11 protein-coding genes are annotated in these 16,000 nt (G+C 74.5%); 5 read left to right on the forward strand and 6 right to left on the reverse strand.

Translation table 11 applies throughout. The features are described from left to right. Nucleotides 1-59: 59 nt before the first annotated feature. Nucleotides 60-1,277 carry an MFS transporter gene (locus tag LPC08_RS06665; protein ID WP_230451930.1) on the forward strand — a complete coding sequence of 406 codons (1,218 nt, stop codon included), beginning with the start codon at nucleotides 60-62 and terminating at the stop codon, nucleotides 1,275-1,277. A gap of 12 nt (nucleotides 1,278-1,289) precedes the next feature. On the opposite strand, the gene LPC08_RS06670 is transcribed toward LPC08_RS06665, so the two are convergent. Next, nucleotides 1,290-1,970: an acylneuraminate cytidylyltransferase family protein gene (locus LPC08_RS06670; protein ID WP_230451931.1), complete on the reverse strand. Its 681-nt coding sequence runs from the start codon at nucleotides 1,968-1,970 to the stop codon at nucleotides 1,290-1,292. Nucleotides 1,971-2,086: 116 nt separating this feature from the next. Here LPC08_RS06670 and LPC08_RS06675 point away from each other — a divergent pair, with 116 nt between their 5' ends. The 3 genes from LPC08_RS06675 to LPC08_RS06685 are packed head-to-tail and all read left to right on the forward strand — an operon-like array spanning nucleotide 2,087 to nucleotide 7,709. Further along, the gene (locus tag LPC08_RS06675; protein WP_230451932.1) at nucleotides 2,087-3,520 is read left to right on the forward strand and encodes a hypothetical protein; all 1,434 of its coding nucleotides are present in this window, start codon (nucleotides 2,087-2,089) and stop codon (nucleotides 3,518-3,520) included. Next, nucleotides 3,520-6,540, forward strand: coding sequence for a glycosyltransferase (locus LPC08_RS06680; protein ID WP_230451933.1), 3,021 nt, complete (start codon nucleotides 3,520-3,522; stop codon nucleotides 6,538-6,540). The genes LPC08_RS06675 and LPC08_RS06680 overlap by 1 nt, the downstream gene beginning before the upstream one ends. Further along, nucleotides 6,537-7,709: a hypothetical protein gene (locus LPC08_RS06685; protein ID WP_230451934.1), complete on the forward strand. Its 1,173-nt coding sequence runs from the start codon at nucleotides 6,537-6,539 to the stop codon at nucleotides 7,707-7,709. Before LPC08_RS06680 ends, LPC08_RS06685 begins: the two co-directional genes overlap by 4 nt. A gap of 51 nt (nucleotides 7,710-7,760) precedes the next feature. Here LPC08_RS06685 and LPC08_RS06690 read toward each other — a convergent pair whose 3' ends face one another. From LPC08_RS06690 to LPC08_RS06705, 4 genes are read right to left on the reverse strand one after another with little or no spacing between them, the layout of a single operon-like run. Continuing rightward, the gene (locus tag LPC08_RS06690) at nucleotides 7,761-8,132 is read right to left on the reverse strand and encodes a hypothetical protein (RefSeq protein WP_230451935.1); all 372 of its coding nucleotides are present in this window, start codon (nucleotides 8,130-8,132) and stop codon (nucleotides 7,761-7,763) included. Between the two features lie 30 nt (nucleotides 8,133-8,162). Further along, entirely contained in the window at nucleotides 8,163-9,419 is a 1,257-nt protein-coding gene (locus LPC08_RS06695) for a hypothetical protein (RefSeq protein WP_230451936.1), read from the reverse strand. A gap of 8 nt (nucleotides 9,420-9,427) precedes the next feature. After that, nucleotides 9,428-10,633 carry an O-antigen ligase family protein gene (locus LPC08_RS06700; protein ID WP_230451937.1) on the reverse strand — a complete coding sequence of 402 codons (1,206 nt, stop codon included), beginning with the start codon at nucleotides 10,631-10,633 and terminating at the stop codon, nucleotides 9,428-9,430. Continuing rightward, the gene (locus LPC08_RS06705; protein WP_230451938.1) at nucleotides 10,633-12,027 is read right to left on the reverse strand and encodes an aspartate aminotransferase family protein; all 1,395 of its coding nucleotides are present in this window, start codon (nucleotides 12,025-12,027) and stop codon (nucleotides 10,633-10,635) included. The genes LPC08_RS06700 and LPC08_RS06705 overlap by 1 nt, the downstream gene beginning before the upstream one ends. Nucleotides 12,028-12,175: 148 nt before the next feature. On the opposite strand from LPC08_RS06705, the gene LPC08_RS06710 reads away from it, so the two are divergent. Beyond that, complete coding sequence (locus LPC08_RS06710) at nucleotides 12,176-12,772, forward strand: DUF2585 family protein (RefSeq protein ID WP_230451939.1); 597 nt, start codon at nucleotides 12,176-12,178, stop codon at nucleotides 12,770-12,772. A gap of 23 nt (nucleotides 12,773-12,795) precedes the next feature. Here LPC08_RS06710 and LPC08_RS06715 read toward each other — a convergent pair whose 3' ends face one another. Next, nucleotides 12,796-15,828, reverse strand: a complete 3,033-nt coding sequence (locus tag LPC08_RS06715; RefSeq protein WP_230451940.1) for a family 16 glycosylhydrolase — start codon at nucleotides 15,826-15,828, stop codon at nucleotides 12,796-12,798. Nucleotides 15,829-16,000 lie beyond the last annotated feature (172 nt).

Here is a 16,000-nt window from a genome sequence, read left to right on the forward strand (position 1 = left end):
ACCCAGCCATGCCCGGGGCGGCCTTGCCGGGAGCGGGGCCTGCCCCGGACAATCGCGCCATGCCTTCCGCACCCGGCGACGCCCCACCCCCAGACGCCGCGCCGATCGGGGCGCCCGGGCTCGATGCCGCGACCGTGGCGATCTTCGCCGTCTCCTGCGGCGCGATGGTCGCCAACATCTACTACGCCCAGTCGCTGATCGGGCTGATCGCCCCCGATCTGCACCTCCACGAGAGCGCGGCCGGGCTGGTCGTCACCCTGACGCAGGTCGGCTACGGCGCCGGGCTGTTCCTGCTGGTCTCGCTCGCCGACCTGGTCGAGAACCGCCGGCTGATCCTGCTGACCACCGCCGGGGTGGTCGCCGGGCTGCTGCTGGTCGCCACCAGCACCTCCGCCGCGACCTTCCTGCTCGGCTCCTTCCTGGCCGGCTTCTGCTCCGTCGGCGCGCAGATCCTCGTGCCGCTGGCGGCGCACCTGACGCCCGAGTCCCGGCGCGGCCGCGTCATCGGCAACGTCATGGGCGGGCTGATCGCCGGCATCATGCTGGCGCGGCCAGCCGCCAGCTTCCTGGCCTCGCAGTTCGGCTGGCGCGCGATCTTCTGGGTCTCCGCCGTGCTGATGCTGGGGATCATGCTGCTGCTGTGGCGCCGGCTGGCGCAGCGGCGGCCGCAGTCGACGCGGCACTATGGCGGCATCCTGACCTCCACCCTGGCGCTGGTGGTGGAGGAGCCGTTGCTGCGCCGGCGCGCCGCCTACCAGGGCGCGCTCTTCGCGGTGTTCAACCTGTTCTGGACCGCGGCGCCGCTGATGCTGCACGACCGCTTCGGGCTGACGCAGAAGGGCATCGCCCTCTTCGCCCTGGCCGGGGCGGGGGGTGCGCTCGCCGCCCCGCTGATCGGCCGGCTGGCCGATCGCGGCCTGACGCGGGCCCTGACGGGCCTGGCCATGCTGACGGCGATCCTGTCGCTGCTGGCGGCGGGGTGGTCGGCTGCGGCCGGGGCGATGGCGGTGCTCGCGGTCACGGCCATCCTGCTGGATGCGGCGACGCAGGCGAACCACATCGTCTCCCAGCGGGCGATCTACGGCCTCTCGGCGGAGGCCCGGGGGCGGCTGAACGCCGCCTACATGACGCTGCTCTTCCTCTGCGGCGCGGCCGGCTCGGCGCTGGCGCCGCTGGCCTACCATCACGGCGGCTGGCGGCTGGCCATGGGGGGCAGCGCCCTGCTGGTCCTCGCCGCCCTCGCCCTCTTCGCGACGGAGCGCCGCCCGGCGCGTTGACGGGGCGCGCCCTCAGCCGGGCTTCGCCCAGCCATGCGCCACCTCCCACAGCGCCTCGGCCATGGCGAGGTCCTCGGCCGTCTTGATGACGTGCCCCGCCAGCCGCCCCACCGGCCAGGTGGCGATCCGCCCGGCATAGGTGGCGCAGCGGCCGTTGCGGCACGCCTCGAGGTAGGTGTCGCGCCGCCAGCCGGTGACGGACCAGGCGATGCGCTCCACCGGCTCCAGATCCTGGCTGTTGGTCTTCTCGGCGAAGGTGAAGTTCACCGGCTGGCCGCGATACAGGTGCTCGAGCGGGTCGCGGGTGACGCTGAGCAGCACGTCGCACTCCGCCGCATGCAGCCGGGCGACGAAGCCGCGAAGCTCGGCCACCGTCAGCAGCGGCGCGATCGAATGCACCTGCACCACCGCATCGCATTCGTGCCGCTCCAGGAACTCGGCGACGAACTGCTCCGACGTCGCGGCATCGTCTGCCAGCGGGAGCGGGCGCCGGTGGAAGCGGGCCCCCTCCGCCTCGGCGACGGTCCCGATCTCGGGCGCCTCCGAATTCACCCAGACCTCGTCGAAGACGCCGGCCGCCAGGCACTTGCGCACGGCATGCGCGATCAGCGGCGCCCCGCGCAGCGTCTGCAGGTTCTTCTGCCGCAGGCGCTGGCTGCCCAGGCGGGCGGGAATCATGGCGAGGACGCGCATCACCACACACTGCCGATCCTTCTGCCGGACAGGATGCGCGCGGCGGCGGAGGGCCGGCAAGCCGGGGGCCGGTTGCCATCCGCCCGGCACCGGGGGGAAGCTGCGGCGGACCCGCCGTGACCCAGACCCAGGCCGTATCCCCCGCCGCCGGCTCCCCGGTGGCCCCGTCCCCCGGTGCCGTGCCGTCGGACGAGGGCGTGGAGGCGGTGGTGGCGCGCGACGCCCGGACGACGGAGCGGCTGCGCGAGGCGCCGGAACGCGGCGTGCTCTTCGCCGCCACGGCCACGGCGGGCCCGGCCTGGGAGATCCTGCGGGACCTGGCCGGGCTGGTGCGGCGCGCCGGCGCGATACCGTGGCTGCTGCTCTGCCCCGCCCCCGGTTCGCCGGAAGCCCTTCGCCTGGGCCGGGCCGTGGAGCCGCCGGCTCCCTTCGACCTGCTCGCCTGGCTGCGTCCCGCCCGGGAGCCGATGGGGGATGCCGCCGACTGGGACCAGCCCGGCCCGGACCCCGCGCTGGAAGCGGCCCTGGCCAGGCTGCTCGCGGAGCTCGGCCGGCCGGTGCGGCTGGTGGCGGAGACGCCGCGCCTGCTCTCCCGCCTGGGCGCGCCGCCGGGCCTCCCCCGGGCCGTGGTGCTGGCCCGCGCCGTGGCGAACGCGCCACGCCGGGTCTTCCCCGGCCCGCCGCGCCACCGGCTGCTCGCCCGGATGCGCGCGGTGCTGGACGACGCGGTGGCGGTGCTGCCGGATGAGGCGGCGCGGCTCGCCCTGCGGCAGCTCTGCCCCGGCGCGGCGACCGTCGTAGCGGGGCCCGGCGCCCCGGCGGGGTGCGTGGCGACCGCGCTCGGCCTCTCCCCTGCGCTGCGCCCGGAGGCGGGCTCGCTGGACCACGCGCTGTTCCGGTGCCTGCTGACCGCCCGGCTGGCGGATGGCCGGCCGACCGGGCTGCTGCTCGACGGGCTGGAGGGAACGGCGCCCGCCATCGCCTTCGCCGGGCTTTGCGGCCCCGGCCGGATGTTCCGGCTGGGCGAGGGGCTGGGCCGGCCCGCGGCGCTGGGGATCGGCCGGCTGCTCGTCGGCGGCGCGGGCGAGGAGGCGCGCGCGCTGGCCGTGGCGGTGGAGGGCTGGGGGCTGGAGGCGCTGCCGCTGCTGCCATCGGCCAGCGCCGAGGATGCCCGGCGTCTCGCGGCGCTGCGCGGCGCCTGGGCCGGCCGCGCGGCGGTGCTGCGCGCCGAAGGGCTGTTCCTGGCGGGGGACGCGCAGCCCCGGGCGGTGGTGCTGGCCACGCCGTACGACCCGCGCCGGGGCGAGGCGGCGACGCTGTTCGACGCGGCCGATCCGCGCTTCTGGACGCGCCCCGCCGCGCCCGCGCTGGGCTTCGACGCGGGGGTGCTGCCCCTCCTGTCGCCCGGCCCGCCGCGCCCGGCCGCGGCGGCGCTGCTGGCCCTGGCGCTGCACGCCGGCTGCGCCGCGCTGTCGCTGCCCGGCGGGGCGCCGCCGGGATGCGCGGCCCTGCTGGGGCGGCTGGCCGGCGCCGGGATGGCGATCGGCTGATGCGGGTCGCCGTGTTCGTCACCAACGCGCCCGGGAACTACGGCGGCGGCCGGCTCGCCGCCACCGTGCTCGCGCAATGCCTGGCGCGGGCCGGGGCCTCGGTCTGCTTCGTCACGAACCACCTGCCGGTGTTCCACGCCGCGCTGCGGCGCTTCGGCCGGCCGGGGCGGGTGGAGACCTACCTGACCCCCGACTTCCACCAGGGCCTGCCGCCCGGACGCTTCGACCTGGTGCTGCTGATCCCGACCAGCTCTCGCGATCGCGCCGTCTATGTCGGGGCGCGTGGCTTCGCGCGGCGGCGCGGGGCGCGGCTGGCCCTGTTCAACTTCGAGACGCCGAACTGGTTCAACGCGCTCTCGCCCGTGCGGCGGGACGAGGCGGGCTGGGCCGAGTGGCGCCTGCTGGCGGAGGAGGCGGCGGCGACCGGGCTGCTGGTCCTCAGCAACTCCCGCGAGTCGGAGCGGCATGCGCGCGACTGGTTCGGCGACCCGCGCATCCTGCACGACCACTGGCACCAGCCGATCAACCTCGACGCCCTGGCGCGTGTGGCGCCGCAGTACCGCGAGCGGCGCATCCTCGCCTTCGTGCGGCCGCGCGACCCGCACAAGGGCGCCGCCGACATCCCGGCCGTGCTGTGCGAGGCGCTGCGCGGCTGGACGCTCTCGCTGATCGTCGGCAGCCCGGAGCTGGACCCGGCCTGGCGCGACACGCTGGTGCCGGTGGCGCGTCGTCACGGCATCGAGGTGGAGGTGCATCCGCTGGCGGGCGAGACGCGGAAGTTCGTCGAGCTGAAGCGGGCGCGGCTGCTGCTCTATCCCTCGCGCTTCGAGGGCTACGGCCTTCCCCCGATCGAGGCGCTGGCCGCCGGCACGCCCTGCGTCTGCTACGACCTGCCGGTGCTGCGCGAGGTCTGCGGCGATGCGCTGGTGGCCGTGCCGCCGGGTGACGTCGCGGCGCTGCGCGAGGCGGTGCTGCGCGTGGCGGCGAGCCCGCCGGAGGACTGGGCGCATCTGCCGGCGGCGGTCGAATCGGTCGGCTCGGTGGAACGTTGCGGCCGGGCGGCGCTGGCCAGCCTGGAGCGCTTCCTCGCCGCGCCGCCACCCGGGGCGTTGCCGCCGCTGCCCCGGCCGGAGCGGGCGGCGGACGCCCGGGCCGGTCTCCGGCTGCTGCCGCCACGGCTGCATCCCGGCGCGATGCTGGAGCTGCGCGGCCGCGCCGTGCTGCCGCCGGGCGGGCGGGTCCAGCTGTGGGCGGATGGCCGCCCCCTCGGCGAGGCACGGCCCGGGCCGGATGCGCCGTCCGGCTTCGCGCTGGTCCGCCACCATCTGCCCGAGGGCGACAGCCTGCTGGTCGAGGCGCTGGCGCTGGACGGCGCGGGACAGGCGCTCGGCCGCGCCGCGACCCGGTGTTCCGTGCAGGCCGCGCTGGTCGGGGGCGACGAGCCGCCCGCCGGCTGGCAGTCCGGCGGCGTGCAGGGGCGGCGCGAACCCGAGGGGGCGGTGGTCACCGGCTGGGCGATGGCGAACCCGCCGCTGCTGGCGCTCGAAGCCCTGGCCGGCCCGCGGGTGCTCTGGTGCCAGCACGGCCTGTCGCGCCCCTCGACCCCTGCGGCGCCATGCGCGGGCTTCGCCATCCATGCGGAACGCGACGCCGCCTGGCTGCTGGAGGCGGCGGGGGCCGTGACGCTGGTCGGCTATGGCCGCGATGGGGTGGCGGTGCGGCGCGTGCCGCTCGACCTGCCGCCCGCCCCGCCGGGCCTGCCGACCCCCGGGCCGGAGCCCGGCGGGGAGGATGCGGATGCCGGCGAGGACCCGGCGGCGCTTCCGCTGCGCGCCGGGATCGAGCGCGCCGAGCGCGACGCCTACGGCGTGGTCGAGCTGGAAGGCTGGGTGCTGTCCCGTCCGCGCGTGACCGCGGTGCGGGTGCTGCTGGGCGACCGGCTGCTGGGCGAGACCCTGCCCGACCGCCTGCAGGGCGGGCTGCACGCGCGCCATCGCGAATACGGCGATGCCTATGGCGGCTTCGTGTTGCAGGCGCGCGACCCCGCTGCGACCGGCGAGGTGCTGCGCGTGGAGTTCCGGCGCGGCGATGCCCTGGCGCATGCGGTGGAGGTGCCGCTGCGGCCGCGCGGGCGGAACGGCGATCGCTGGGGGACGAGCCTGGCCCTGCTGCCGGACGGGCTGCTGTCCGACGCGGCGCGGCCGGTGACGCTGGCGACGATCGGTGGCGTGGGTCCGCTGGAGCATCTTCGCGGGGCGGCGGACCGGGCCGTGCTGGCGGAGCTGCGCCGCCGGGCCCCGCTGCTCCTTCTGCTGCACGGCAACCCCCAGGGGTTCCTGGAACGCCTGGAGGACTGGCGGGCGCTGGCGGACGGGGTGCTGCTGCTGAACGACCTGCATCCGGGCGCCGACGCCCTGGCGGCGCTGCTGGATCGACTGCGCGCGGAGCCGGGGTTGGGGCCCGTGCTGCGGCGTCCGGCGGAAGGCGGCTGGCACGGCCCGGCGGGGGCCTTGCCGCTGGGCGCGGACGGGCCGGGCGTGCTGGCCGCGCTGACGCTGCCGGACCTGCCCGCGCCGCCGGGGGCGGGGCCGTGGCTGGCCTTCGATGCGACGGAAGCCGGGCCGGGCGACCTGGCGGGCATGCTGGAGGAGATGGCCGGCGGGGATGCGAGGCCGCTGGTGGTGGTCGATGCGCCGCCGCTGGAGCCGGAGGCGGCGCTGCGCGACCGGCTGCGCCTGCCGGCCGATGTGCCGCTGGCCTGGCCGGCGGCGCTGCTGGCGCTGCCGCCGGGGATGCTGCGCGGCGTGCTGGATCTCGGGCCGCCGGGCACCGGCTCGCCCGCCAGCCTCGCCGCCGCGGCGCGGGGCGTGGCCGTGGCGGTGCCGCACGATCAGGGGCCCTGGCCGCGCGGGACGGTGCGGGCGCTGCTGGCGGGCGCCGTGCCGGCCACCGCGCTGGCGCCGGCACCCTATGCCGCGCTGGATGCGATCCTGCCGCCGGCACCGGGACCCGCGGCGTGAGGCTCGTTCACGTCAACGCCGCCGATGCGGATCTCGCCGAGGCCTGGCTGCACGAGACCCCGGTGGGAGGCGTGCCACCGCTGCTGCTGGGCGATGCGGCGGATGCGCCGTTCCTGGCCGGGCTCGCCCGGCGGCACGGGCTGCGTCACGCGGTGCTGCCGCCGGCGCCCGACCATCCGGAGGCGCTGCGCCTGCGTCCGCTGCTGGGCCACGTGGCCGAGGCGGGGCTGGTGCTGGCCGAGCCGGCCGCCCTGCCGCTGCGCTTCCGGCCCGGGGAGACGCAGCCGGCCTGGAACGACCGCTTCCCGGCGGTGCGGGTGATGCACGCCCTCGGCGTCCGGCGCTTCACCTTCCAGGGGCACGAGGCCGTGCTGACGGCGGAGATCCCGCTCCTGCCCGACGGGCTGCGTGGCCGGCATGCCGGGCGCCGCGCCTTCGTCGTCGGCAACGGGCCCAGCCTGCGCCGGCTGCCGATGGAACGGTTGCGCGGCGAGGTGCTGCTGGGCGCGAACCGCAGCTTCCTGGGCTATGGCGACTGGGGCTTCGCCTTCCCCTACTGGGGCATCTCCGATCGGTTGCAGATCGAGATGTACCGCGACGAGTACGAGGCGGGGCTGGCCGACGATCCGGCGGTGAAGCTCGTGCCCTTCGAGTATCTCGGCTTCCTGCGCCTGCCGAACCTGTGTCCCGTGCCGATGCCGGCGGAGCTGCCGGCGGGCGACGCGCTGCTGTCCTTCCCGCAGGCCTCCGACACGCCCACGCTGCTGTTCAACAGCTTCACCGTCACCATCCCGCTGATCCAGGCGGCCGTGCTGCTGGGCTGCAACCCGGTGGTGCTGATCGGGGTGGACCATTCCTATCCGATCGCACGAATCGGGCTGGGGACGGAGCCGCCCAACCCGACCGCGGTCATGCCGCCCGAGGCGCTGGCGCGGCATCCCCGCCTGGTCGCCGACCTCTGGGACGGCAGCGCGGCCCTGGGGCCGACGCACTTCACCGGGGCCTATACCGCCAACCGCGTCTTCGTCCCGCCGCGCACTGCCTGGTCGGAGGCCTGCTACGCCTATGTCCGGGCCTGGGCGGCGGCGCGCGGTGTCAGCGTCCTGAACGCCACGCCGGGGACCAGGCTCGATGCCTTTCCGCTGGTGGAGTTCGAAAGCCTGTTCTGAGGCCGGCCTACCCGGGTGCGAGCCTCCGGGCGGGCAGCCCCGCGTCGGGCCTCACTCCTCGGCGTCGGGCCCGTCCTCGACCTCGAAGGCGGCGACGACATGGGACAGGTTCACGGTGGCGCGGGTCCGGCCGGTCGGCGCGACCAGCACCTTGCCCGCCGGGAACAGGCCGCTCAGCTCCGTGGCCATGTTCACGTCCAGCAGCACCTGCCCGCTGTGGGAGACATGGATGGAGTCGATCCGCCGGATCAGCATGGCCTGGCCGGTCGAGAGGAGCAGGGCGAAGGGCCAGTCATCGGCCATCATCCGGCCCGCGAACCAGGCTGGCATGACCTCGCCGAGACGAAGGTCGTCCGCGGCATCGATGGTTGTCCAGGCCTGGTCCATGCGCAACTCTAGCGTGCTTTCCGACGGATCGTCCATGGCGGGCTGCCTTTGCGGTCGTTTCCAAAATCAAATGTGCCGGAAATCTCGCCCGGGTGCCGCATGGCTTTGCACGGCCACGGCGAAATCCTCCCGCGGCAGCCAGTCCAGCCGCCCGCCCCGGGTCGCGTTGCGCAGCCAGCCGCCCTCCGACTCCGCGAGCCGCCGGGCGAGGAGGAAGGCGGCGCAGATATCGCGCCAGGAGGGCGGCACCCAGGGGCGCCCATCCCGGTAGCCGGGGATGAAGTGGTTGCCGTCGCCGCGGGCCAGCCCGTCCGCGCCCGGCGCGGCATCGGCGAAGGCGAAGTCCACGCCGTAGAGCAGGAAGCGCCGCACGCCCATCCACCAGCCGAGCTGCATGGCCACGAAGAGCGAGGAGCCGCCCGCCCCCACCACCCGGCGCGGATCGAGCGAGAAGAGCGGCGGCCAGACCGCCTCCTGCCGCAGCCAGATCCAGTCGCCGGGCAGGTCGGGCCGCTCCGGCGCGGCCAGGAAGACCGTGCCGCCCGCCTCGGCCGCGATGCGGGCGCCGAAGTCCCGGATCATCTGCGGGTCGCCGCTGACCGTGTGGGTGGGGCGGAAGCCGCTGCGGTCATAGGCGAGGTGAAGCCGGTTGAAGCCGAAGCAGAGCCGGCCGCGCAGGGCCTCCAGATCCTCCATCCGCACGGACGGGCCGTTGCCGACCAGCCAGGCCGTCTCCCCGGCATGGCGGCCACGCAGCGCGTCCAGCCGCGGATCGTGCGGCGTGGGGGAGAGCCAGCCCTCCAGCGGGTTGGTCACCAGCCCCGGATCGCCCGGCGTCGTCACTGCCAGCCGGTGCGGCGGCGCCGGCAGCAGCGTGTGCCAGAGTCCCGATGCCAGGCGGTGCAGGGCTTCCGTCCGATTGTCCACGCGCAGCCCCGGCCGTACCCCCGGCATGGCCCAGGCGGTGGCGCGCACGCCGCCCTGCGCCGGCTCCAGCGTCGCCGGCGCCGACTCCTCGCGAAGGGCGGGGGAGGGGGCGACGGAGAGGAACGGGGCGCCGTCCCGGGTCAGCAGCAGGCGCAGCGTGTCGATCGGCAGATGCGGCGGCAGCATCGCCGTCGCTTCCACCCGCAGCCAGCCGGGCGCATGCCGGACCAACTCCAGCGTGGCATTGGCCGGCGCGACGCCGGACGGGCTCGCGCCGAGGGCGCGGAACTCGCCCCCCAGGGTGCCCGGCGCGGCCGGTGTCTCCAGCCGGAAGCCGATCTGCAGCAGCCCGGTGAGCGGGCTGTGGCGGACCGTCAGCCCCACGGGCGCCGTCACGCATGCCGTCACGGGCGCCGAGCGAGTCCGGCCGTCAGCGCCGCGGCCAGGGCCTGGCTGGCGAGCCACCAGGGCTGCCAGGTGCCGAAGGAGAGGAGGAAGGTCAGGAGCCCGGCGGCGATCACCCCCAGCCCGGCCGACGGCACGGCCAGCGCCAGCAGCGCCGCGAAGCCCGCCGCCAGGACCAGCCCGATCCGGCCCAGCTCCAGCCGTATCTGGATCGGGCCGTTATGGGGGTGCAGGGGTAGGGATTCCGTGCCCGGCCGTGCCAGGCCATCCAGGAAGTCCGGCCGCGTCACCTCCAGCCGTGCCACCGCCGCCGGCGACGGGGGCTGGCGCCCGCCGGGCAGGGCGCGGCTGGATTCCATGCCCCAGCCGAGCCAGGGCCGCTCCGCCGCCCGGCCCAGGGCGAAGTCCCAGACCAGCAGGCGGTGCACGCCGGAATAGGGCAGCCGCGCCGCGACCTCCGGCCGGATCAGCAGCGCGCTGAGCACCGGGCCGAGCAGCAGCAGGGCCGCGAGGCCGGCCGCGGCGAGATGCCTGGCGAGGCGCGGCAGCCGCATCGCACCCAGCGCCACCAGCACCCCCAGCAGGCCGGAGAGCTTGGCCGTGTCGCCCGGCAGGAGCAGCAGGGCGGCCGCGCCGGCCACCACCCCCGCGGCCCGTGAGGCGCGGGAGAGCGGCGCCAGCAGCAGCAGCGGCAGCAGCAGCGCGGCGACCGAGGCAGCCGGCTTCAGCCCGAACTCCAGCCCGGCGGGCGCCTCGCTGAGGCCGCGCACGCCCATCCGCAACGCCTGGCCGGTCAGCAGATCGGCCATCCCCGCCGCCAGCCCGGCCAGCACGCCCCAGAAGACGCAGCGGCCGAGCCAGGGCGGCGGCGGTGCCTCGGCCATCGCGCGCGCGGCGGCCGCGCCGAGCAGCAGCAGGGCCGCGACCTGCCCGGCGGTGGCGAGCGCCCGCGCGGGCTCCAGCGCCCAGGCGGCGGACAGCGCCGCCCAGCCGCAGAGGGCGAGGCCGGCCAGCGTGGCCGCCCCGGCGCCCCCCCCCCGGAGCCGTGGCCAGTGTCCCACGGCGCGCCGGTGCGCGAGGATGGACAGCGCCAGGACCAGTACCGCCAACGGCGCCATGGCCTTGGATTGCAGGACGGCGATCGTCGGCGCGACCGCCGCGCCGACCGCCAGCGGGAAGGCGGGCGCGCGCCAGGGCAGCGGCATCAGACGACTGCGAGGCTCTCCCGGCGCAGCTGGACGGCCAGGGCGTCCAGCGCGCGGCCGAAGCGGTCCAGCATCTCGTCCACCTCCGCCTCGGTGATGATCAGCGGGGGGGCGAAGCCGATGCTGTCGTTGGTCATGGCGCGCAGGATCACGCCGTGCTCGTGGCCCAGCTGCACCAGCCGCGCGCCGACCTTCAGCTTCGGGTCGAAGTTGCGCCGGGCATGGCGGTCCGCGACCAGCTCCACCCCCGCGATCAGGCCGGTGCCGCGCACCTCGCCCACCAGCGGATGGTCGGCGAAGCGCCGGCGCAGCCCGGCCTGCATGCAGGCCCCGACCGTGCGGGCATGGCCGACGATGTCGAGTTCGTCGTAGATCTTCAGGGTCTCGACCGCGACGGCGGCGGCGACGGGGTGACCGGAATAGGTGAAGCCGTGGCCCCAGGTGCCGACCTCGGCGCTGCCCTGCGCCAGCCCGTCGAAGATCCGTTCCGTCACCAGCACGCCCGAGATCGGCAGGAAGGAGGCGGAGAGCGCCTTGGCGCAGGTCAGGATGTCCGGCTCCATCCCGAAGGTCTGGCTGCCCCAGTAGGCGCCGGTGCGGCCGAAGCCGCAGATCACCTCGTCGGCGACCAGCAGGATGTCGTACTTGCGCAGCACCGCCTGGATCTTCGGGAAGTAGCCGGCAGGGGGCAGGATCACGCCGCCCGCGCCCATCACCGGCTCGGCGAACATCGCCGCCACCGTGTCGGGGTCCTCGCGCAGGATCAGCGCCTCCAGCTCCTCGGCGAGGCGGGTGGCGAAGGCCTCCTCGCTCTCGCCCGGCCGCGCCTCGTGGTAGTGGTGCGGCGTGCCGGCATGCAGGATGCCCGCGATCGGCAGGTCGAAGATCCGGTGGTTGACGGGCAGGCCGGTCAGCGAGGCGGCGGCGACGGTGACCCCGTGATACGCCTTCATCCGCGAGATGATCTTCTTCTTCCGCGGCCGGCCGACCGCGTTGTTGTAGTACCAGATCATCTTGACCGCGCTGTCGTTCGCCTCCGACCCGGAATTGGCGAAGAAGGCGCGCGCCATCGGCACGGGCGCGCGGGCCACCAGCATCTCCGACAGCTCGATCAGCGGCTCGTGCGTCTTGGCGGTGAAGGCGTGGTAGAAGGGCAGCTTGCGCATCTGCGCCTCGGCCGCCCGCACAAGCCGCTCGTTGTCGAAGCCGAGGGAGGCGCACCACAGGCCCGCGACGCTCTCGATGTACTCCTTACCGAACTCGTCCACGACGCACACGCCGCGGCCGCGCTCGATGACCAGGGAGCCGGTCTCGCGATGCGCCTGCAGCTCCGTATAGGGGTGCAGGACATGGGCCGCGTCACGGGCGGCGGCGGAGTTGGGGCGCGGAGGCATCGGGGCTGGTCCCTGGGGCGGCTTCGGCGGCAGTCTAGGACGGATCGGGCCGGGCTGGACACCGCGGCGGGCGCGGGGGGCAGGGTCCGCCGGCGCGCAGGGCCCGGGGTGGCTTGCGCTCCGGCGAGGCCTGGCCGAGCCTCGCGCCATGCCGCCCGCCGTCGTGCCCCCTGCCTCGCGACCTCCCCGCTGGCCATGGGCCGTCGCCGCCATCCTCGCGATCCTGGCGCTGGTCGCCGCGGTGCAGCTGGCGATGGGGCGGGTGCCCTGGTGCAGCTGCGGGACGATCAAGCTCTGGCACGGGCAGGTGCAGAGCGCCGAGAACTCGCAGCACCTGTCGGACTGGTACACGCCCTCGCACATCGTGCACGGGCTGCTCTTCTACGCGGCGCTGCGCTGGCTCGTGCCGCGCTGGCCGCTCTCCTGGCGCGCCGTGGCGGCCACGGCGGTGGAGGCGGCCTGGGAGATCGTGGAGAACACCAACGCCGTCATCCGCCACTACCGCGAGGCCACCATCTCCCTCGACTATTTCGGGGACAGCGTCGTCAACTCGCTGTCCGACATCCTGGCGATGCTGGCGGGGTTCGCGCTGGCGGCGTGGCTGCCCGCCTGGGCCTCGGTCCTGGTCGGGCTGGGGCTGGAACTGCTCGCCCTGGCGGTGATCCGCGACAACCTGACCCTGAACGTGCTCATGCTGCTCTACTCGTCGGAGGCGATCCGGCGGTGGCAGTCCGGCGGGGGGTGAACCCCCGCCGGGGGGGGAGTCGTTCAGGCGTAGACGAAGCTGTGCTCCAGGCTGGACGGGGCCACGCCCTGCACCAGGATGGAGGCGCCGAGGAACTGCACCAGCGTGTCGTCGCCGGAGGCGGTGAGCGTGACGGCGGCCGCGGCCACGCCCTCCAGCCGCAGCATGTCCGTCCCGGCCGTGAAGTCCGTGATGACATCCTGCCCGGTCTCGGTGCCGCGGAAGACGAAGATGTCCGCGCCGCCGCCGCCCGTCAGCGTATCGGCGCCGTCCCCGCCCGCGATCCGGTCCGCCAGGGCGGAACCGATCACGCGGTCGTTGCCCGGGCCCGCCTCCGCCACCAGGTTGCTGATCGCCGAGCCGGAAGCGTCGATGCGGTCGTCGCCGGCACCGGTGGAGACGGTGAAGGTCTTCTGCGGCGTGCTCTTCCAGGCGGTGGTGCCGGAGACGGTGACCGTGTCGTTGCCATCCGCCGTCTCGATCAGCCCGTAGAGGCCGCGGGCGATGGTCACGCTGCTGTCCGCCGTGCCGCCCAGGTGCAGCTCCGCCATGGCGAAGCCGTTGAAGGCGTAGGTGCCGCCGTCGTCATCCGCGATCTGGACGTTCATTCCCACCCAGGGATTGTCCAGCACGGCGGAATAGCTGTCGGCGGCCCGGTCGTTCATGACCTTGACGCTGGCCCAGCCGGTCAGCGAGGCGAGCGCCATCCCCTCGCCGAAGAGCGTCACCCACCCCGTGGTGTCGGCCAGGTAGTGGAACGCGTCGGCCGCGGCCGGGGCGGCGCCCACCGCCAGCTTGCCGATGCTGTAGGTCACCTCCGGCGCGCCGTCCGCCACCGTCGCCGCCGGGCCCCGCACGGCGGGATCGTTGGCTTCGTAGGCACGGACCCAGTCGATCTGGAGCGTGCCGACGGCCGAGCCGGCCGCGGCCTCCTCCGGCAGGGAGCCGGCATAGCCGCCGACGCCGTAGCTGAGGATGATGTACATCGGCTCGTCGATGCCGTGGCCGTACACGGTGTAGGTCGGGATGCCGTCGATGTACCAGACCAGCTTCTCCGCGGTCCATTCCAGGCCGTAGGTGTGCCAATCCGTGGATTCGATGCCCTGCACGACCTGCCCCATCTGCAGGACGCTGTCGTTGAGCCGGGTGTAGATCTCCATGATGTCGATCTCGGGCGGCCAGCCGCCGTCGACCGGCAGGAGCCAGAAGGCGGGCGCGAAGCCTGTTCCCTCCGACATCTTCACCCGGGCCTCGAAGTAGCCGTACTGCTGCGCGAACGTCCCCTGGGTGGTGATGACGCCCGAGGTGTATTCGCGCCCCTCCGTCAGGGAGGTCAGGTCCGGCCGGTAGGTGGCGGTGATCGACAGCACCCCGTCCTGCGCGGAGAAGGGATCGATCCCCAGCCCCTTCCACTGCGCATCCACGAAGTACTGCTCGTCATTGTAGGCGACCATGTTGCCCAGGCCGGAGCTGGTGCGCGTGCGCCAGGTTCCGCCATCGCCGCCCTTGCCGAGGAGCGGATCGAAGCTGTCGAACTCGTCGGAGAAGGAGAGGTGGTACTGCGAGAGGTCGACGGGGATCTCGAAGTCGCCCAGGGACAGCTGCGCGGCGGTGATCCCGGCCAGGGTCAGGGTATCGCCGCCGGCCAGCGTCAGCACCGCCCCGGCCGGCGTGTCGGCGATCGCGGCCAGCGGGTCGATCCGCTGCAGCAGCCGGATATGATCGACGCCCGGCGTGAAGTCGGTGACGGTGTCCTTGCCGTAGCCCGCCCCGAAGACGAAGGTATCCTTCCCCTCGCCGCCCGTCAGGACATCGTTCCCGGCCTTGCCGTCGATGGTGTTGTCGCCCTCATCCCCGGTGATCATGTTGGCCAGGGCGTTGCCGTAGCCGGAGACGCCGCCCATGCCGCCGATATAGGCGATGTGGCTGCTGGAGGGACGGTTGCCGCCATAGGCCAGGATCAGGTTCTCGACGTTGTCGGCCAGCGTATAGCTGCTCCTGCCGGTGTAGATCACCGTGTCGGTGCCGCCGCCGAGGTCCTCGACCACCGTCTCGTAGCCGCGGCCCGACATGTTGGACGCGCCGGTGCCCGTGACGACATAGGTGTCGTCGCCCAGCCCGCCCACCATCGTGTCGCCGCCGCCGCCGCCCTGGAAGAGGTCGTGGCCGTCCGTGCCGACCAGCCGCTCCGGCTCCTCCGTCCCGGTGATGGTGTTCGTCGGCTCGGCGCCCGCCATGGCCGGCGGGGCGGGCGAGAGCAGGGCGATGAGGTGGCCGGCCGTCATCTCCGCGCCGTCGGAGAACCGCAGGTGCTCCACCCCGTCCAGCAGCAGCCCGGCGCCGCTGTTGCCGGCGAGGCCCAGGAACAGGGCGCCGCCGCTGAGGGACAGCGTCAGCTCGCCCAGCGTGCGGGACAGCACCAGGACGTCGCTGCCGGCGCCACCATGGATCTGGTACAGCCCGTCCAGGGTGACATGGATCTCGTCGTCGCCGTCCCCCGCGTCGATCCAGCCGAGCCGAAGGCCGGAAACGGTCAGGATGTCGTTCCCGGCGCCGCCATACAGCCAGGCCTCGGTCATCCCGGCCTGGCCGTGGAAGGTCAGGATGTCGTCGCCGGCACCCGTGTCGACCAGGAAGCTGTTGCCGGCGCCACGGGCGTTCGAATAGGCCTCCACCACCACGCGGTCGCGGCCGTCGCCGGTTTCGATCACGCCCCGCTTGGCGCCGGCCAGGGTGATGTCGCTGTCGGCCGCCGTGGCCAGGATATGCGCTTCCACGAAGCCGCGGACGGTCAGCGGCGCCGTGTCGTCGTGGTGGACGGCGATGTTGCGCATGGTGGTCCAGCTGCCGGTGCCGGACAGGACGCGGCCCGTCGTCGCGGGAAGCGGTGTCGGCTTGGCGCCGATGGAGGCGATGGTGAAGGAGCCTGGATCGGTCACGACCAGGCTGCCGGGCGGAACGGCGTCACCGACCGGCGTTCCGAAGGAACCGTAGCCGAAGGTGCCGAGGGCAAAGCGCCAGGCCGTCGACACGGGCGGCGCGGACGGGAAGTCCATCTCGGTGGGTACCTTGCCTTGCAGAGGTTAGCCTTTGTCGCGGTGCAGCATTCTATGCAACGGAAATCTGGTGCGTAGGCGCTACCCTAGGTAGTGCAGAATGCCGTTTGCACCACCAATACAAGATTCCGTGTGCGTTCCTGCACCGAAGGCTACCCAGGGCGGCGTGGCC

Origin of the sequence: Roseomonas sp. OT10 (assembly GCF_020991085.1) — a bacterium.
GTDB classification, from domain to species: domain Bacteria; phylum Pseudomonadota; class Alphaproteobacteria; order Acetobacterales; family Acetobacteraceae; genus Roseomonas; species Roseomonas cutis.